This window comes from Peribacillus tepidiphilus (genome assembly GCF_009466385.1).
Classification (GTDB): Bacteria; Bacillota; Bacilli; order Bacillales; family DSM-1321; genus Bacillus_BN; species Bacillus_BN tepidiphilus.
Window position 1 is genome coordinate 1 of sequence record NZ_WIAQ01000024.1, and the last position, 18419, is coordinate 18419.

Annotated in this window: 17 protein-coding genes and 1 pseudogene; 10 read left to right on the plus strand and 8 right to left on the minus strand. The window is 34.3% G+C overall.

Going from position 1 to position 18419, the window contains the following annotated elements:
- Positions 1-333 precede the first annotated feature (333 nt).
- Together GD441_RS12555 and GD441_RS12560 are read right to left on the minus strand one after the other, a co-directional pair.
- Positions 334-570 (minus strand): DUF2187 family protein, encoded by a 237-nt coding sequence (locus GD441_RS12555; protein WP_153126780.1) that lies wholly within the window; start codon positions 568-570, stop codon positions 334-336.
- A 201-nt stretch (positions 571-771) separates the two neighbouring features.
- The gene (locus GD441_RS12560) at positions 772-924 is read right to left on the minus strand and encodes a hypothetical protein (protein ID WP_153126781.1); all 153 of its coding nucleotides are present in this window, start codon (positions 922-924) and stop codon (positions 772-774) included.
- A gap of 181 nt (positions 925-1105) precedes the next feature.
- Here GD441_RS12560 and GD441_RS12565 point away from each other — a divergent pair, with 181 nt between their 5' ends.
- Complete coding sequence (locus GD441_RS12565; RefSeq protein ID WP_153126782.1) at positions 1106-2068, plus strand: hypothetical protein; 963 nt, start codon at positions 1106-1108, stop codon at positions 2066-2068.
- Between the two features lie 4 nt (positions 2069-2072).
- Here the strand turns inward: GD441_RS12565 and GD441_RS12570 are convergent, their stop codons facing one another.
- Both GD441_RS12570 and GD441_RS12575 read right to left on the minus strand, forming a co-directional pair.
- Positions 2073-2663: an IS3 family transposase gene (locus GD441_RS12570; protein ID WP_153126783.1), complete on the minus strand. Its 591-nt coding sequence runs from the start codon at positions 2661-2663 to the stop codon at positions 2073-2075.
- Positions 2656-2955 (minus strand): transposase, encoded by a 300-nt coding sequence (locus tag GD441_RS12575; RefSeq protein ID WP_153126784.1) that lies wholly within the window; start codon positions 2953-2955, stop codon positions 2656-2658. The genes GD441_RS12570 and GD441_RS12575 overlap by 8 nt, the downstream gene beginning before the upstream one ends.
- 845 nt (positions 2956-3800) lie before the next feature.
- Between GD441_RS12575 and GD441_RS12580 the strand changes: the two genes are divergently transcribed.
- Positions 3801-4307 (plus strand): restriction endonuclease, encoded by a 507-nt coding sequence (locus tag GD441_RS12580; RefSeq protein ID WP_225434227.1) that lies wholly within the window; start codon positions 3801-3803, stop codon positions 4305-4307.
- A 106-nt stretch (positions 4308-4413) separates the two neighbouring features.
- On the opposite strand, the gene GD441_RS12585 is transcribed toward GD441_RS12580, so the two are convergent.
- The 3 genes from GD441_RS12585 to GD441_RS12595 are packed head-to-tail and all read right to left on the minus strand — an operon-like array spanning position 4414 to position 7091.
- Complete coding sequence (locus GD441_RS12585) at positions 4414-5931, minus strand: DNA (cytosine-5-)-methyltransferase (RefSeq protein ID WP_225434228.1); 1518 nt, start codon at positions 5929-5931, stop codon at positions 4414-4416.
- On the minus strand, positions 5915-6880 hold the full coding sequence (locus tag GD441_RS12590) for a DNA cytosine methyltransferase (RefSeq protein ID WP_153126786.1): 966 nt from the start codon (positions 6878-6880) through the stop codon (positions 5915-5917). Before GD441_RS12590 ends, GD441_RS12585 begins: the two co-directional genes overlap by 17 nt.
- Position 6881: 1 nt before the next feature.
- Positions 6882-7091 carry an antitoxin gene (locus GD441_RS12595; RefSeq protein ID WP_153126787.1) on the minus strand — a complete coding sequence of 70 codons (210 nt, stop codon included), beginning with the start codon at positions 7089-7091 and terminating at the stop codon, positions 6882-6884.
- Between the two features lie 166 nt (positions 7092-7257).
- Here GD441_RS12595 and GD441_RS12600 point away from each other — a divergent pair, with 166 nt between their 5' ends.
- The 3 genes from GD441_RS12600 to GD441_RS12610 all read left to right on the plus strand — a co-directional run bounded on the left by GD441_RS12600 (position 7258) and on the right by GD441_RS12610 (position 10801).
- Positions 7258-8811 (plus strand): McrB family protein, encoded by a 1554-nt coding sequence (locus GD441_RS12600; protein ID WP_191992186.1) that lies wholly within the window; start codon positions 7258-7260, stop codon positions 8809-8811.
- 2 nt (positions 8812-8813) lie between these two features.
- Positions 8814-10133, plus strand: a complete 1320-nt coding sequence (locus tag GD441_RS12605; protein WP_153126789.1) for an McrC family protein — start codon at positions 8814-8816, stop codon at positions 10131-10133.
- A gap of 425 nt (positions 10134-10558) precedes the next feature.
- Positions 10559-10801, plus strand: coding sequence for a hypothetical protein (locus GD441_RS12610; RefSeq protein ID WP_153126790.1), 243 nt, complete (start codon positions 10559-10561; stop codon positions 10799-10801).
- A gap of 188 nt (positions 10802-10989) precedes the next feature.
- Here GD441_RS12610 and GD441_RS17255 read toward each other — a convergent pair.
- A pseudogene (locus GD441_RS17255) lies at positions 10990-11549 on the minus strand (DegT/DnrJ/EryC1/StrS family aminotransferase); the annotation flags it as partial.
- 168 nt (positions 11550-11717) lie between these two features.
- Between GD441_RS17255 and GD441_RS12615 the strand changes: the two are divergent.
- The 5 genes from GD441_RS12615 (at position 11718) to GD441_RS12635 (ending at position 18257) form a co-directional block, all read left to right on the plus strand.
- Positions 11718-13508 (plus strand): sigma-54-dependent Fis family transcriptional regulator, encoded by a 1791-nt coding sequence (locus tag GD441_RS12615; RefSeq protein ID WP_153126791.1) that lies wholly within the window; start codon positions 11718-11720, stop codon positions 13506-13508.
- A 240-nt stretch (positions 13509-13748) separates the two neighbouring features.
- Positions 13749-14138 carry a Rid family detoxifying hydrolase gene (locus tag GD441_RS12620; RefSeq protein ID WP_153126792.1) on the plus strand — a complete coding sequence of 130 codons (390 nt, stop codon included), beginning with the start codon at positions 13749-13751 and terminating at the stop codon, positions 14136-14138.
- A gap of 12 nt (positions 14139-14150) precedes the next feature.
- Positions 14151-15383 (plus strand): diaminopropionate ammonia-lyase, encoded by a 1233-nt coding sequence (gene dpaL / locus GD441_RS12625; RefSeq protein WP_225434229.1) that lies wholly within the window; start codon positions 14151-14153, stop codon positions 15381-15383.
- A gap of 14 nt (positions 15384-15397) precedes the next feature.
- A complete protein-coding gene (locus GD441_RS12630; protein WP_153126793.1) occupies positions 15398-16621 on the plus strand; it encodes a YgeY family selenium metabolism-linked hydrolase in 1224 nt (407 codons plus the stop codon).
- Positions 16614-18257, plus strand: coding sequence for an N-acyl-D-amino-acid deacylase family protein (locus GD441_RS12635; protein ID WP_153126794.1), 1644 nt, complete (start codon positions 16614-16616; stop codon positions 18255-18257). The genes GD441_RS12630 and GD441_RS12635 overlap by 8 nt, the downstream gene beginning before the upstream one ends.
- Positions 18258-18419 lie beyond the last annotated feature (162 nt).

Below are 18419 nucleotides of genomic sequence, written 5' to 3' on the forward strand. Positions count from 1 at the left end.
CTTTTGTTCCCTTCGCCCTTGATGGCCGTATCGCAACCTTTTTCGACTGTTTGTCAAGAGCGATTGCGGACTTGGCTATTCCTGAAATCCTGGCGGAGATGCCTAGAACTAGTTTTTCATAGAACTTTTGACACTACCATAAAGATTAATCTTTTTTAATTATGGAATTAAAAAAGATTAATGTTAAAACATATGTTTCCATAGGGTTAAAAACAAACACTCTATCATCTTTAGTTCTATATGTACTAACAGAAGGGAAGTAAGTAATATTGATACAAACGAAGAAAACAACCAAAGAAGAAAGGAAGAAAGATAGAACCAATACTATCTGAACTATTTACTCATGGCTGCTAGTCTCCTTTTCCCCTTTTCCCTTTTTCCGTGTGCAACTACTGTAGTATTATTCTCTAAATCTGATCGTGTTGCATCATATCTTGAAATTTCAACACAAACACTATTATCTCTTACCACATACACTATCCCACTCATTAAGATACCTCTCCTAAAAAACTGGATTTGATCCCCTACATTTGCTTTTTTTCTTCCTACAGCTCGTTGATTACCCAACATTGTTCGTCCTCCTTTGGGTTTCTTTATATAACGATAAACATTTTTAAAAAAGCAAAAAGCACCAACTCACTAGTTGCCTAGAAATTTGGTGCTTCCGAATTGATAATATTTTACCACTACTGATTTCGACCTTTCTATGTTGTTTTTTTATCATCTAGCTTCTTCATAAGACAGAAAACGATGCTAAAGGTTGTCGAAAAATTAGGGCTTACTTTCTTTTTTCTTTATGAATTCTTCAATATTTTCACTTAGTTTCGAACTATCGATTCCTCTTCTAACAGCCGTTTCAATAATGAAATAAAGAACAAAAGCACTTAATCCCAACAAAAATATCATGAAACCTATATTTTCCATGTCCACTTCTCCTTATTTTTTTATGTGAATTATAACATGATTTGATTATCCTATTACCACTAATTAGTAATTTGGGACAAATCTACCATTTTTTTGTTGTTATATTGAATATTTTACCAAATATGTTATATTTTATATAAATATGCGCATATTTTATATTTTTTTTTAGGAGTTGATAGTGTTGAAAAAAAGTAAATTTTTGCTTTCGACTATTGCGATTGCTTTTAGTGTATTTGCTCTAAACTTTTCCTCTCCCGCTTCAGCAGAAGTAAAAGAAAAAAGTAAATGGGTAGATTCCAATAACGATGGATTGGTAGACAAAGAAAAATTATCAAAAGAAGAAAAAGAGAAGTTTGATAAACGCGCTGCAGAAATAGATGCATATTTTGCGAAAATTGCAGAGTTAAAATCAAAAATTAATGCATTAGAAAATAGAATTAAAACAGAAGATGATGAAAATTTAAGCAAAGAATTAGCTACGTTACAAGATGAACTTTATGATCTAGAAAATAATACGGAAAAAAATATTGGTCTCAAAAAAGTTGGGAAAACGAATCCTAATTCCGGACTTGTAGCAACTGCTGCTTCAACTGCATCTGACCTTACTATGTCAGGTACCATCTACTTAGATGTATTTAATCCGTCACAGTGGGTGGCAAGAGGAGATTGGGATTGGAAAAATTCCAATTGGGCCAATGATAGATCAGGTAGCGGTGATGTAGGAAAACTTGATGGTTTTGCGGTAATCTTGGATGAAGATATTGACATTTATAGTTATAAACTAAGAACTTACTGGAGTTATAGTGGGAAAGAATCAACCCCTGGTACAGTATATAATGACAAATCTGAAGCTGATAATGGCTGGGGATGGAAATGGCAAGACAAAATTTCTTATGACCAAACATCTACCGGTGGTAGTGTAAAAACCTACAACTCCGGCAGCGGAATAGCAACAATTTACTTCAAATTTGAGAACCCTAACACCGGTAGTGGTGATACAGTTGAGATATCTACTGAGTATGCTCACACTTGGAGTAGTACTAATGTAGATAACATTTCATTTTCACTAACCGATATTTCATTTAGTTTTTCTTCCTCTTCTGCAAGATGGAGTGATGAAGGTAATTGGCCAATTGAACTGTAAAAAGCTAACGAACAGTACTGGCTTCCTCGATCAGAGTGATGGAGAACAGATTCCTTTGGCGGTTGTTGCCGATTGTATGCTCTTTTAGAGCTTGTATGACCAATTCCTTTGTCATAGTTTTGTCAAACGACCAACCTATAATCTTACGAGAATATAAATCCATAACGCTTGCCAAATAGAGCCATCCTTCCGCAGTCGGGATATAAGTAATATCAGCTAGCCAGACTTTGTTCGGTTGATCCACTTTAAATTCTAGATTTAATTTGTTTTCAAAGACTGGAAGCGAGTGTTTTGAATTTGTCGTAGCCTTATATTTCTTAATGGTCTTAGATCTCAGGCCCTCTTCTTTCATGATTCTCGCCACTGTTTTTTGGCAAACAGGAGTTCCATTCCTTACAAGATCTTTCGCAATTTTGGGACTTCCATATAGCTCTCTAGATCCTAAAAACGATTTTTTAACTAGACGGACCAACGTTTTATGCCTCTTGGTACGCTCACTTTCTGGACGATCTCGCCACTTATAATAGCCGCTTCTAGAAACTTTCAACACTTTGCACATCTTCTCCACTCGGAATTCGAAGCGATGCTCATGAATAAATGAGTATTTTACCGATGGTCTTTCGCGAAGAAGTGCATAGCCTTTTTAGTATGGCGTTTTCCTCCTCTAAGTCTCGAATGCGTTTTTGAAAGGCTCGAAGTTGTTGATCTTCCGTCATTTGTGGTAAGGACTCACGGATAAATTCTGATGAAAATTTCTTTTTCCAGTTATGAAGGGTATTCGGGTTGATATCTAGCTCTCTGGCTGCTTGGGCAACTGGTTTGTTCTGTTCAATCATCATTTGAACCGTACTTCTCTTAAAATCTTCATCAAATACTTGTCTACTCATTAGACACACCTCATTATTATAAATTAGTTTTATAATAAACTGTGTCTACTTTTGAGTCTAACATCATAAAGTGTTTAAAAAGAATACCTAGATTATAACCAGCTAACCCTCATCTTTATAGGTGGGGGTTATTTATTTGACGCTTACTAAAGTCTTTTTTTCTATGAGGTTTTAAAAGTAGAGAAAGCTGAGGATTTCTTTAATGTTTTAATGTTATATAAAAAGAAGTTCAATTAGAAGAAGTATGAGAATTTGCTTAAATATTTACTAAACCCATTTTATGCTGCTCACATGAATACTTTATATGGATATGAAAGTTATAATGTGCCTCGCTACTTTAACGTAGTAAGGGGATTCACGCATGTATAAAGAGTTTTAAAAAAAATGAAATAGAAATATCCTTTAAATGGAATATTTACGTTTATTTATAAAATTTCTTTTTGGCAGGCACTCATAGATAGTTTATAAATTCTGAAACCTATGTATAAAACAAAATGAGATTACCAATTATTACTTATTAAATTTTTTAATCAACATCTAATACAATGATCGCTCATTAATAATCTGGTTATCTAAAACCATTAACTATAAATGCATTTTTACTGGATAAATATTTAACATAACAGATTTGTTATTCTTATTAAGAAACAACTAACCAAAATGTACCTAATAATTGTTTGGGTAAGCAATTATTAATACACAGTTGGAAATACTATTAAAAAAAAGCAACGGTGATTAAAATGGCAAAAAGACGTAGATATAAAAGGTATTATCGTAGAGGCAGAAAGTCTAGTAGATCCTTGACGGCATTGGTTCCGACATTTCTAGTTGGATATTTATTACTAATGGTTGTTGCAACTGCTGAAAGATATAGCGAAGTAATTGGAGGAATAGTAACGTTAAGCATTATCGTTCCACTATTTTATTATTTAAGTAAAGCCTTTACACGTTTCGTAAAAAATCACCGGTATGTAATATCAAACATTGAGGATGTTGATTGTTTAAATGGACATGAATTTGAACACTTTCTAGCACCATTATTCGAAAAATACGGTTACAAAGCTGAAGTAACAAAAGGTAGCGGTGAATTTGGGGCTGACTTAATATTGCACAAAAAAGGTGTAAAATCTATTGTCCAGGCGAAGTGTTACGGTGAAAATAAAAAAGTTGGAGTTAAAGCTATTCAAGAAGTAGTCGGGGCACTAGCACTATATAAAGCTAAGAAAGGTATTGTAATTACTAATCGTTACTTTACCAATCAAGCTAAACAGTTAGCTATTGCAAATAATGTACGTTTAATAGATCGCAATCAACTAGTCGAAATGCTATATGAATGTAATAAAAGGACGTAATTACTACGCCCTTTTTGTTTAACTTTTGCGTTTGGATCCAAAAAAATTAGAGTAGAAATAAATCTACTCTCGACAGTACAAAGTGAGATAAAAAAGTATAAAAGATCTATGTTGTAAACTGGAGTTCATTAGATTTCACTTTCACATAATTCTTCAATATTTGTGCAATACCTCTACTCATTAATGGGGGGACTGAGTTTCCAATCTGCATATATGTTTTTGTGTAAGGACCTTTAAAATAATAGTCATCAGGATAGGATTGTACCCTGGCTGCCTCTCTTGGAGTTAACCCTCTTGCTTGAGTAGGATGAATGTACATATTACAATCAAATTTCATATGAGCAGTAATAGTTTTGCAAGGTTTGTCATTTTCAAGTTTAAAATACTTGTCCTTAAATATGTGGTTTCTATTTTTGTAGGGCATTATATCTGCAATTTTAGGATCATCAGATTTATCACCTTGATAAAGTCGTCCAAATATCTCAATGTCTCTATCATTGTTATACCTTGCTTTATGATTAAATACTAATTTAATCTTCCTGCCCTCATTTATAATATTTGTATATGCATTCTCACGATTAAAATAAGGATTTCTATCAATCTTTCTACCCGACTCTTCTGTGTCCTCTTCTGTAGCATTTTTAATTCTAAGAGCCTCTAATTCTCTTAATCCATATAAAGCATCCTTTAATACCGTTTTATCTTTATATTGATTTGAAGCATGTATTTCTTCAAAGATTTTTTTATTATCCACTCCAATATTATTACCTATAAATATTAGTCTCTCCCTATTTTGTGGAACTCCAAAATCTACAGCATTAAGGATTTCAAAATGAACCTCGTAGCCAATACTATTAAAGTCCTCGACAACTTGCTCTGCAATAGAGTACATTCCCCTTACATTTTCCATAACAAAGAACTTCGGTTTAACTTTACCTACAAACTCAACATAATATTTATACAGTTTATTTCTAGGATCATCAATTAACCGTTGTCTGTTAGCATTACTAAATCCTTGACAAGGAGGTCCCCCTATTACAACATCTACTTTTTGATTACCAATTAGGTCACTATCTAATGTAGATACTAAATCCTGTATATCACCGTGAATGATTTTATCCCTTGGAATTTCCGGGTGGTTATGAACATAAGTATCGATACAACTTTTTTCAATATCATTTGCTAATACAATTTTAAAACCCTCTTGTTTAAATCCTAAAGACATTCCTCCTGCACCACAAAACAAATCAATCAACAAAGGGCCATCATATTCTTTATACTCACTAACTTTCACTTCACGGAAATAACTACAATAATTGTTTATAGGACACTGCTCACAATTTGGTTCATCTGTTTTACATACATCTTGCGATAAGTATTCAATCTGTTTAACAAAATCTTCATATGAAAAATTAGGTATTTTTTTAAAAAGTTTTTTTATCTCCTCTAAATCATTTTTTGTTAATAAACCGATTCTATCTATAACGTAAGAATATAAATGTTCAAAAGATAACTGAGCATTATTCTGTTCGTAATGGAAGTTAAGGATTGTCATTATGTCTTTAAGATCATTAATTAATTCTTTTCTTGTTAGGTTATCAATTGATTTATTTTGTGAAAGCATACTTAAACTCCTCATTTTTATTTTGTTTATGACTATGAAGAGACTCTAAAATACTCATTGCAACGTAGTAAGCAACATTAACCGTAACAGCATTTCCAAATTGCTTATATGCTTGTGTATCTGACACAACAATTTTGAAATCATCTGGAAAACCCTGTAGTCTAGCGCATTCCCTTGGGGTCAATCTTCTTACTCTTCCATTATCAGTAACATAATTGTCTTGACTAGCTCTATGCATTTTTGCCATAGTTGCACAAAGTGGTCTAGCAATCTTTAAGTCTATTTCCGGTTCGGCATAATAGTTTTTCGTTCCAGTAGACAAAACTGTTTTTAAAATTTTCTCTGATAGAAAATATTTTTCAGGAACATTTTTTTCTAATAAATCCTGCATGGTATTTTCTAAAGGAATAGGATCTGGAAACTTGAATTCAACATTATGATCACTGAATCCTACAATAAAGGTTCTATTTCTTGTTTGAGGTACACCATAATTAGCACTGTTTAAAACCGTATCAAAGACTTTATAGCCTAATTCATTTTCAAGTACGTGCTTAATTACTCTATAAGTGTTTCCTCCATCATGAGTTCTAAGAGTTCTAACATTTTCAAGAACAATAACTTTTGGTTTTTGGTTTTTCTCTATTTTATCTTGAATAATTTCTGCTATTCTAAAAAAAAGTGTGCCTCTTGCATCCTCAAAACCTAATTCACTTCCCATCATACTAAAGGGTTGACATGGGAATCCTGCTAAGAGGACATCATGATTAGGTATTGAGTCTAAATCTATGTTATTCAAATCTTCCAAGATGATATGGTCACCAATATTTTCTCTGTAACTTTGCACTGCAAATTTATCATTATCATTTGCCCAAATAATGTCAAATCCAGCCTTTAAAAATCCATAATCCAATCCACCGCACCCACTAAATAAAGAAACAACTTTGTACATTTTATATGCCTCCACTAATATTACTTTTTGAGTCCATATTTTTTCGGATATATTCTTTTATCCAACTTCCAATTTCAACGGAAGCACATTTTCCTTGTGTTTTTAAACAATTCATAAATTGATCTTTAACCTCAGGTTCAAGCAAAATCTCAATTTTGGATGTCTTCTTTCTTCCACGAGGCCTTCCACCTTTGTTAATAATAGAATTCATATAGACCTCCTCAAAACACATGTTCTGTACAAGGATTATATCATGTTTATATCAGGGTTTAAACTATAAATATTTTTAATGATGAATACCTATCAAATATTTGATATCCTTTATACATCAGTTACTTTTTCATACAGAGGTGAAATTAATGTCAAGGATGGAACAGGTGCTACATCAAATTTCAAAAATCTTTTATGACCAAAATATCAGTGAGGAATCTTTAGGAGTTAATCTTGAACAACCAAATACTTCATTTGATTCCGTACTTATAAAAAAACTAGCAAAATCCCAAACTTTAACACATGGAACTTCCACAAAACAAACCCATCTTGCTTTTACTGGAAAAGATATGGACATATTCCCATATTTACATAATTATAGTTATTTAGACTCACCTCAACCAGAAACTAACTTCAAAAGAAGGTACGTCTTAGAATTACCAATAACCTTGTTATCAAATAATATGAACTACCTTGCAGGAGAAAAAATTGAGGAGGAAGATAAAATAATTGAAAGTTATACAACAACTGCTAGAAGTAGAAGAAGCGATAATACACAACAAATAGAGGTCTCATATATAAGAGAGGACGATAATAATTTTGTTAATTTCAGAAAGCAATTGTATACAGGTGATTACATAATATTCCTTAAGTATTACAAACAACCCAAATACATTGTATTAGGAATCAAAGATCGTGATAGTTCCAAATATCAATTGGATAATTTTGAAGGTTTAACAATTATAAATAAAGTCGAGCCCACCCATGTAACAATAACAGAAACAGACAGCCAAAATTCATTGACAAGAGAAACGAATAGTTTATATGAAAGTCCAACATTAAACAAAATTATTAACTTATTAGAACGTAACCCTAATCTAATACTTTATGGACCACCTGGAACTGGAAAAACATACTATGTAAACCAATTAAAAAAATATTTTGATTTTAGCGAGATTATTACATTTCATCAATCATACTCATATGAACAATTCGTTGAAGGGATAACGGCTAAAGTAGATCAAAATTTAGGACAACTTACTTACATTATTGAAAAAGGAATATTTAGAAATATATCTGAATATGCAAGGAACAATAGCGAAAAGAAAGTCGCATTATTCATTGACGAGATAAATCGGGGCAACGTCTCTAAAATTTTTGGGGAACTTATTACCTTAATAGAGAAGTCCAAAAGAGAAAATGAAAGTGAAGAGACTAGTGTTAAACTTCCATATTCAAAGGAGTATTTCACTGTTCCAAAGAATCTTTACATTATTGGCACTATGAACACTTCTGATCGTTCTGTTGCACTAATAGATATTGCGTTAAGAAGAAGATTCTCATTCTTTGAAATAACTCCTAACTTTACATTCTTTGAGCAAACTAATGAAAAGATTGAGAATACAATCAAAGCAATAAAAAATATTAACGGTTACATTAAAAAAGTTATCGATAAAGAGCATATGATCGGTAACAGTTATTTCTTCAGTTTGCTAAATAAAAATGAAAGTGAATTAGATGATGAAATTAAATATATTTGGGTTTATCAGATTTTACCTTTGCTTCAAGAGTATTTCTATACAAATCCAAAAACTATTACCGATGTCTTAGGCTCTCTAGTTCTTGATAGTGATCAACGATTCTCATTCAGTATCAACTATGAAATTTCGAACGAAGATTTATTAAAAACAATTGAAACAATTGCCTCAAAGGAATTATAAAAATGAAAGTACTAACAACCTACGAATACTCCGAAATTTCATATGACTCTATTGTTGGCGATATTAGGGACCCAATGGCTTTTAAGAAGATAAAAGAATTAGAAAATTTATTTAATGATAAGTATACTGGAATAGTTGAGTTTAAACTCAGCAGTATATCATTTAAAAATTTTGTAGGTGTTATTAAAATCAAGGACACTTTCATTGAAGTTTTACCTAAAATATATGATTCTTCAAAAAAAGAGGATAATAACCTTAATAAGAATGAGATTTATAAAAATCTCAATTATATGATTAATAAATCCTCAAAACTTTCTATAAAAAATGTTGATATTACCAGATATGGTGCAAGTGAGGAAGGCTTTTTCTTAGACTTTTTTATAAACATGTTTTTACAAGAGTTATACACAAATTTATTCAAAGGTGTATACAAAACTTACGTCACTCAGCAAGAAAATCTTAGATATATTAAAGGACGACTACTTGTTACTGAAAACATTAAAAGAAACTTAATTCATAACAAAATGTTTTGTGAGTTTGATGAATTCACTGAAGATAATATTGTGAATCAAATTTTAAAATATACTACCAGATTAATGTCACGGATTACGAATTGGCGTCAAAATCAACTACTGGCTGAAAATATTATTCATACCTTTATTGATGTAAGTGATATTTATGCTAATGTTGAAACATTTAATTTAGTTAGAGAAGACAGGTTACTTGGAACTTATTCAAAACTTTTAAAAATAGCAAAAATGTTCTTGGAAGGACAATCTTTTAATATTGACAATGATGAACTATCAAGCAATTTTATATTTTCCGTCGATATGAACATGGTTTTCCAAGAGTATATTTTTGAGCTACTGAATGAATATCGCTCTGAAATTTTTAATGAAAACTTAATATTAAGACCACAATACTCAAAAGAGCATTTAATATATGATAGCAATGACAAGGGTGTATTCCATCTAAAACCGGATATAGCATTGATTGAAGGGAATCAAGTACAATTATTAATTGATACTAAATATAAGAAACTTAATATTGATAAACATAGAAATGGTGTTAGTGATAAAGATTTATACCAAATGTTTGGTTACTTTCATAAATATGATCAGCCAGTAATTCACTTATTGTATCCAAGATATGATAAAGATATTAGTCAACATTATAAAATAGAAAAATATGGTGAACCTTCAATCTTTGTAAACACATTATCCCTATCAAATAGCCTTTATACGGCCGAAGGTGAAAAGGCCATTGTAAACTCGTTAAAAGAAATTTTTAATAACCAAATGTCAATAAAGAATGTTTTATAAATAGAAAGAGGCAGGTTTCATTAATCTGTCTCTTTCTATATTGGACTTGAATTTCCTTTTAATTCAACATAATTTAAACGTAAGCGTCAAATAACCCCCATCTTTATAGGTGGGGGTTATTTGACGCTTACGATGAAAGAGAAGATTCGTCCATTTCTCGACTTTTAGAACTATGTAAAAACGCCTTCTTAGAAAACGTCTACTGGAAATTAAAATACGAGTATGTTATTAGAATACAGAATGAGAGTAAGTTAGACTTTAAGCAAATTAGCGATTTAACTGGAATAAGCAAAAGAGATCTTGAAAAATACGAAGTAAGTGTATCTGTTCCAGACAAATATAAATTTCTCGCAATAAAGTACAACCGTCAAACCCTTGTTAATAAAATTTGCAATCACATATTGATTTCTGAATCAGAAAAATTAATGCTTTATGATGCAGCATTTCATACTAATCATCGTCTAACCCATGAAAAATTAAATTTGTTTATCTTTTTCTTAAATAGCGGCTTTAGGCTCAGCGAAAATCCTATTGTTGCCGCTCCGCAACTTCCTAGAGTATTAAATAAAGAAGCCGCTCTCATCAAATATTGGATGAATTTAGATCAAATTAAATCTTATCAAACATTTGAAAAAATAGATGAGGATAACGAAAATCCTTACCATTAAAAAGAAACTACATCAAATTTAATAGAGGATTAAATGTATCAATCCCGTTTTCCTACATCTGGATTAATGCACTTCTACTATGATGACTTTTTAATATTCTCTGGAATAGACATACACTCTCTCCTAATCTAATGAAATTCTAATTAAAAGTTAACTCTTTTGTTCATAAAATGTAACAAGCCAGCACCTCAAAAGATACTGTCATTCATTTTAACATTCTCTAATAACCTATCTATCACCCTTTGCTGTTGCTCTTCTGTCTTATTCGACCCTGAAGGTAAGCAAATACCGTTAGCAAATAGATCTTCTGAAACATTTCTTCCTTCTTGATGAGGATATATGCAGCGCCTGCAAATAAAGGTTGTATATGAAGTGGCTCTCATACCGGACGGGATTCAATGTTATCTTCTTCTAAGGCGTTAATAATATCCATTGGGGAAAGACCTGTCATTTCTTGATCAATTGTTAAGGCAGTCAGCCAACGATTGGATAATGTGCCTTCAAGTTCCGGCATAAATTCCAGTTCTTCAATATGTCCCAGTGCTTCTAAATATCTATTAAAAACCGTTCTCCTTGTTGAACTCGCTCGTCTAAAACTTCCAATTGCGCTCTGCCTACACCTGCTAAATATTACTCATTCTATAATTATAGCCAACTTGACTGTGCTGGTAATGCGGGGCTTGATCCCGTGCCTGCGCAGCCCAATGCGGGCTTTCTTTAATGGCTCTTCATCATCAGAAACGAAAACCAGGGGGACTGTCACTCTGGCTTTCTACAAAAATAAAACGAACCAGGAGAACCGTCCCACTCGCTTTCCTATCCCAACAAAATTCATGGAGTGCCACCCTATATACAAAGGATTTCCACCCTGCACATGGAATAGTTTAAGAGAGGTAAATTTTAAAAGTGATGTCTTATGAGAGTTGGTGTTTATATGAGTTTAATGGGTATTCAAGAATCTGTTCAACAAATTGCTGATGCGATTGCGGCTGTATTAAAGATTGAGGTTGAAATTGCAGACAAGCATTTGTTCAGGGTAGCGGGTACTGGGAAAACAAGATCGGGTATTCTTCGCAAAATGGAGGGCAATTTAGTTTATGACTCGGCTATTCGAACCGGAAGAACAATTGTCATTGAAAATCCAGGTTTCAACGAAGTATGTCATCACTGTACGTATTTTCAAAATTGTAGTGAACTGGGAGAAATTTGTACTCCAATCAAGTTAAATAACGAGATGATTGGGGTTATAGGTCTACTTGCTTTTAATGAAAAGCAGAAGAAACGACTATTTTCCAATGTAGAGGATAAGAAGCATTTCCTTAATAAAATGGCAGATTTAATTGCAAGTAAGTTAAAAGCGTATGAAATGATGGTAGAGTTAAAAGGATACACGGAGAAGCTATATAACATTATGAATATGGTAGATCAAGGAATCATCATATTAAATAGTAACCATTCGGTTGAACATATCAATATGAAAGCAAAAATAATTATTGGTGCAGATCAGCCAGACGATATGGCGCAAGAGTCAAAACAGAAGCTTGAAAAATTCATGAAAAATGCTAATCATGGGGACAAGCAAAAAATTCGATTTAATGTAAACGGAAATGATAAAGAGTTTTTAATTTTCTGCCAGAATTTTGTTGGTTCTATGTCGCTAATAGAAAAAATGATTGTCATTCAAGATTTAGACGATATTCAAGAAAAAGCTGAGTTTTCAAATAAAGAAAACAAAAAAGCCTTCAATAATATTGTAGGCACTAGTACACAAATGAAGGAATTAAAAGACTATGCATATAAGGTATCACGGTCAAATTCGACAGTTTTTATTCAAGGAGAAAGTGGAACTGGAAAAGAAGAGTTTGCTAGAGCCATTCATTTTTCTAGTGAACGGAGGAATGGACCATTTATTACTGTCAATTGTGGAGCAATTCCAGAAAATTTACTAGAAAGTGAATTGTTTGGGTATGCACCTGGGGCTTTTACTGGTGCAAACAAAAATGGGAAAAAGGGAAAATTTGAGATTGCAAATAAAGGAACTATTTTCTTAGACGAAATTGGCGAAATGCCACAAGCCCTGCAAGTGAAAATTTTGAGAGTCATTCAACAACGTGAAATTGAACAGATTGGCGGAAACCAGATGATACCGATTGATGTCCGCATTATTGCTGCTACGAATCGCAACGTACAACAAATGGTAAAAGATAAGGAATTTCGCGAAGACTTATTTTACCGACTGAATGTCATACCCATTTTACTCCCACCCTTACGAAATCGACCGGAAGATATAATGGCTCTTGTACATCATTTTATTAAACTTTTTAATCAGCAATTTCGTTCCAATGTTCTTGGAGTTGGACAAGATGTAAGAGAATTGTTATTAGCCTACAGTTGGCCAGGTAACGCTCGTGAATTACGAAACTTTATTGAATATATCATGAACTTTATTACCCATGAATATATAACCTTAGAAAATGCAGGGGAATATATTCAGAAAAAAATAAAGGTAAAGAAACAAGAAGAAAGCAAATTAACCTCAGATATGCCAATTTTTCCTTCTTTGTCTTTAGAGGAAATGGAAAAAAAGTTAATTAAAGCTGCTATTGATCAAGTCAAACAAAATGGACAAAAAGTGGAAGAAGCTTGTCACCTACTCGGAATTAGTAGAGCCACTTTATTTAGAAAAATAAAATTGTATCAATTATAGTATCAAAATGATACCGCTTGAATTAAGTATCAATTTGATACTTTTTTCTACTCCGCTAATTATCAGAAAATAAAGATAATTATGTGTTTAAAGTATCAAAATGATACCAGATTGTGTACACCAACATTGCTATTAATTTATGCAGTACCCTTCCCCAATGGAGTATAACGCTTTTTATTAGGTTGGCACGATTATTGCATTAAAAATCATAAAGTCATTATTAATACTTGGAGGTCCATTATGCAGAAAAAATTAATCGAGTCCAATGCAGCTCTAAAAGCAATTGGCCCCTATTCACAAGCAGTTGCTTATGGTAAGTTCATCTTTCTATCTGGGATGTTACCGATACATCCGTTAACCGGTGAACTAGTCAAAGGAAACATCAGCATTCAAGCCACCCAGGTGCTAGAGAATATTAAACACTTGCTAGAAGAAACATCCAGTTCTCTAGATCATGTTTTAAATAGCAACCATTTTCTAAAAGACTTAGAGCACTTTCAAACCGTTAATCAAGTTTACGCTTCTTATTTTGGTGAGTCTTTGCCTGCTAGAAGCTGTATTGAGGTTTCCCTTATTCCAAAGGATGCTCTAATTGAAATCGAGGTTATTGCAGGAACAAATCTTAATTAAGGAGGAGACAATATGCAGCAAACGAATACCCTTACCATTGACATGCATGTTAATCAACTGAAAAAACCTTTCTCGCTAGATGTATTATCAGGCTTCTCATTAAATGAGATTAATAATGTTGTAAAATTCCAAATCACTCATCCTTCTTATGCACCGACACCTCTCGTTCGATTATCTGCTCTAGCAGGCTCTCTCGGTTTCAAGGAGATCTTTGTCAAAAATGAAGCTGAACGATTTGGATTAAATGCTTTCAAAGTGTTAGGAGGAATTTATGGTGTTGGACAGTATCTTGCCAATCGATTAGGGAGGGATATTGCGACCCTTACCTTCGATGAATTGAAATCTCCTGAGGTTAAAAAAATCACCGGTGAAATTACTTTTATCTCTGCAACAGATGGAAACCACGGAAGAGGGATTGCCTGGGCAGCTAGGGAGTTAGGACATAAAGCAATGATTTATATGCCTAAAGGCTCTTCCTTAAATCGTTTTAAAGCCATCGAATCTGAAGGAGCAATCGTTGAAATCACTGAATTCAATTACGATGATTCAGTACGTTTAGCAGCCTCCAATGCAGCCGAAAATGGCTGGGTTGTCGTTCAAGATACAGCATGGGACGGTTACGAAGAAATCCCTCTATGGATTATGCAAGGATACGCAACTTTAGCAAAAGAAGCCGTTGAACAAATGAAGGCCTTTACGGAAGAGCCTCCTACCCACGTATTTTTACAAGCAGGAGTCGGTTCATTTGCTGCTGGGATTGCTGCCTTTTTCATTCAATATTATCAAGAAAAGCATCCAAAAATCATTGTCGTTGAACCACATCTAGCGAATTGCTACTATCAATCATTTGCTTCAAATGACGAATCCTTTCAAGTAGTCGGCGGTGAAATGAATACTATTATGGCCGGCCTTGCTTGTGGCGAACCAAACAAGCGAGCTTGGCAAATATTAAGACACTATGCAGAGGTAGCCTTTACTTGTGATGATCAAATTTCCGCATTAGGCATGAGGATTTTAGGCAACCCGTTAGCAGAAGATTCCCCTATTACCTCTGGTGAGTCTGGCGCAGTTACCACTGGATTACTCTATTGTTTAGCAAAAGAAGCATGGCTAAATTCCGCTAAACAACATCTAGACTTAAATCAACATTCACGAATTTTACTCATTAATACTGAAGGAGATACCGATACGGAGCACTATCGAAAAATCGTGTGGGAAGGTAAATATCCGTACAGTAAAAACTAAAGGAGCGAAAAATAATGTTAACCGAAACAAGAAAAGCAGAACTGGTCAATCTTTGCCAACGCTTAGTCCAACAAAAAAGCTATTCGGGACAGGAAAACCATGTCGCAGCTGTGATTAAGAATTTTGCACAAAACCACGTTTTCGATGAGATCCTGACAGATAAATACGGAAATGTCATTTTGTCTATTAAAGGAAGTCAGCCAGGACCGAAAGTGTTATTGGACGGACATATCGATACCGTTCCTGTTAATGAAAAAAATTGGTCAGTTAACCCGTACTCAGGAGAAATAAAAGATGGAAAGATATTCGGAAGAGGATCCTCTGATATGAAGGGTGCAGTGAGTGCCATGCTAACAGCAGCTGTTTGTATGGCTGAGGATACAAATAAAGAATTCCCAGGAACCATCTACATTTCTTGCAGCGTCCATGAAGAATGCTTTGAAGGAATTGCCACTAGAGAGGTTAGTAGAATTGTCAATCCTGACTACGTCATTATAGGAGAAGCAACCAATTTACAGCTCAACTGTGGGCAAAGAGGCCGCGCAGAAATTGTACTAGAGACATTTGGTAAACCAGCCCATTCCTCCAATCCTAGCGCTGGGGCAAATGCCGTTTATATGATGTCTGACCTTATTCAAAGGATTAACAAGCTAACGGTACCTGAGCACCCTGTACTAGGTAAAGGAATATTAGAATTAACTGATATTAAATCCACACCGTATCCAGGTGCTTCAGTCGTCCCTTCCTATTGTAAAGCTACATACGATCGCCGCCTACTAGTAGGAGAAACAAAGGAAACGGTATTAAAGCCATTACAAATGATTATAGACGAATGGAAAACAGAGAATCCTCAATTTCAAGCAAAGGTTTCGTTTGCTTATGGAGAAGAGCTTTGCTATACAGGGGAAAGGATTGGAGCAGAAAGATTCTTTCCGGCCTGGGTTTTTGACGAGACAGAGCCCTTCGTTCAGGCAGCTTGGCAGTCTCTAAAAGATCACCAATTAAACCTGTCTATCTCTCACTATTCTTTTTGCACGAACGGAAGTCATTTTGCAGGAGAAAAAGCCATTCCAACTATTGGTTTTGGACCTTCCTTTGAACATTTAGCACATATCGATGATGAATATATCGAAATTGAGCAGCTAGAAAAAGCAGCTTTAGGATATTACGCATTGATGACAGCCTTTACAAATTTAAAAACTAAACAATCTGTTCTAGGAGGAAAAGAAGATGTTTGATTTATTGATTCTAAACGGAAGAATTATTGATGGAACTGGGTCACCATGGTATTACGGAGATATTGGAATAAAGGACGGTGTCATCCGCAAAATAGGAAATTTAAAACACGAAGCAGCTGAAACCATCATAGATGCGGAGAAAAACATTGTTTCTCCGGGTTTTATCGATATGCATACCCACTCAGACCTTTTTATTCTCGATCAGCCGCTTATTGAAGCAAAGGTGTGTCAAGGAATCACGACTGATTTACTTGGCCAAGACGGAATTGCAGCAGCCCCTCTTCCAGCAAATTATATAAAAGACTGGCAGAAAAATCTGGCTGGATTGGACGGTACTCCCCCTATTGAATGGGATTGGTCGGATGTAGATTCTTATTTAAACAAAATAGAAAACAATAAACCAAGCTATAATCTTGCTTTTCTAGTTCCTCATGGGAATATTCGTATGTCTGTGATTGGTCTTGATAATCGACCAGCGACAAATGAAGAAATTTTTCAAATGACAGAGATTCTAAGAAAATCATTAGATCAAGGAGCTGTAGGCTTATCAACAGGTCTTATTTATCCTCCCTGCTGCTTTGCGGGAATGGAAGAACTAGAAGCACTTTGTGAAGTTCTTGCAGAATACGGCGTTCCCCTTGTCATCCACCAGCGAAGTGAAGGGGACGAAATCCTTGAATCGATGCAAGAGCTTGTGGATATGATGAAGCGAACAGGTGCGCATCTCCATTTTTCACATTTAAAAAATTGTGGAATAGACAACTGGTATAAAACACCTAAGGTCATTGAAACGATTGACCAGGCAAGAAATGATGGAATTGAAGTCACCTTTGACCAATATCCATATACGGCAGGAAGTACGATGCTAAGTGCAATTTTGCCACCTTGGGCCCATGCCGGCGGAAGTGAAAATATGCTGGTTAGACTAAGCGACCCCGATCTTCGTAACCAGATAATTAATGAAATGAAAACAGGCTTTACAGGTTGGGACAGTATCTCGAAATGGGCGGGCTGGGAGGGTATTTATATTACTTCAGTCGAGTCATCCGCTAACAAGGATCTTGTCGGAAAAAATATAAAAGAGATTGCTAGACTACGAAATACAGAGGACTACGCAAATGTAGCACTCGATCTAATTTTGGAAGAAAAAAATGCAGTCGGCATGATTGATTTTGTCATGAATGAGGAATCGGTTAAACAAATTATGAGCCATCCTGCTGGCACGATTGGAAGTGATGGTTTACTGGGTGGAGAACCACATCCACGCGCATACGGTTCATTCCCTCGCGTACTTGGTAAATATGTTCGTGAAGAGAAGGTCCTTCCTTTAGAAGATATGATTAGACGAATGACTTCACAGCCTGCAAGAATCATTGGTCTTCAGGATCGAGGAATTATCCGAGAAGGATTAGCTGCAGATATTGTTATTTTTAATCCAGATACCGTAATTGATAAAGCAACATATGAGAACTCCAGACAATCACCTGAAGGAATTAACTACGTCATCGTGAATGGCCAAATCATAAAAGACCTTCACCAAACATTTCCGAAGCCTGCCGGAAAAGTGATTAGACGTAAGCATGCTAGCAGCTCCCTTGTTACGCTAAATACTAGTACAATCCGCTCTAATCAGTAGACATCCCCTATTTTTAGACTGATTGCTGACTTTTTAAGGAGGTGGTATATAATAAAAATTCCGAATATTCAAATTAAAAGATATCGATGTATGAATGACAAAAGGATAGAAACTTCTCATTAAGAACGGTTTGGTTTTTTAAAAAGAAAACGAACTCTAAAA

What these genes read in the sequence shown, in the direction of transcription:
- GD441_RS12555 (WP_153126780.1), bottom strand. Translation starts at nt 570, where the DNA reads ATGTTGGGTAATCAACGAGCTGTAGGAAGAAAAAAAGCAAATGTAGGG.
- GD441_RS12560 (WP_153126781.1), bottom strand. Translation starts at nt 924, where the DNA reads ATGGAAAATATAGGTTTCATGATATTTTTGTTGGGATTAAGTGCTTTT.
- GD441_RS12575 (WP_153126784.1), bottom strand. Translation starts at nt 2,955, where the DNA reads ATGAGTAGACAAGTATTTGATGAAGATTTTAAGAGAAGTACGGTTCAA.
- GD441_RS12580 (WP_225434227.1), top strand. Translation starts at nt 3,801, where the DNA reads ATGGTTGTTGCAACTGCTGAAAGATATAGCGAAGTAATTGGAGGAATA.
- GD441_RS12585 (WP_225434228.1), bottom strand. Translation starts at nt 5,931, where the DNA reads ATGCTTTCACAAAATAAATCAATTGATAACCTAACAAGAAAAGAATTA.
- GD441_RS12590 (WP_153126786.1), bottom strand. Translation starts at nt 6,880, where the DNA reads ATGTACAAAGTTGTTTCTTTATTTAGTGGGTGCGGTGGATTGGATTAT.
- GD441_RS12595 (WP_153126787.1), bottom strand. Translation starts at nt 7,091, where the DNA reads ATGAATTCTATTATTAACAAAGGTGGAAGGCCTCGTGGAAGAAAGAAG.
- GD441_RS12605 (WP_153126789.1), top strand. Translation starts at nt 8,814, where the DNA reads ATGAAAGTACTAACAACCTACGAATACTCCGAAATTTCATATGACTCT.
- GD441_RS12610 (WP_153126790.1), top strand. Translation starts at nt 10,559, where the DNA reads ATGCTTTATGATGCAGCATTTCATACTAATCATCGTCTAACCCATGAA.
- GD441_RS12615 (WP_153126791.1), top strand. Translation starts at nt 11,718, where the DNA reads ATGAGAGTTGGTGTTTATATGAGTTTAATGGGTATTCAAGAATCTGTT.
- GD441_RS12620 (WP_153126792.1), top strand. Translation starts at nt 13,749, where the DNA reads ATGCAGAAAAAATTAATCGAGTCCAATGCAGCTCTAAAAGCAATTGGC.
- dpaL (WP_225434229.1), top strand. Translation starts at nt 14,151, where the DNA reads ATGCAGCAAACGAATACCCTTACCATTGACATGCATGTTAATCAACTG.
- GD441_RS12630 (WP_153126793.1), top strand. Translation starts at nt 15,398, where the DNA reads ATGTTAACCGAAACAAGAAAAGCAGAACTGGTCAATCTTTGCCAACGC.
- GD441_RS12635 (WP_153126794.1), top strand. Translation starts at nt 16,614, where the DNA reads ATGTTTGATTTATTGATTCTAAACGGAAGAATTATTGATGGAACTGGG.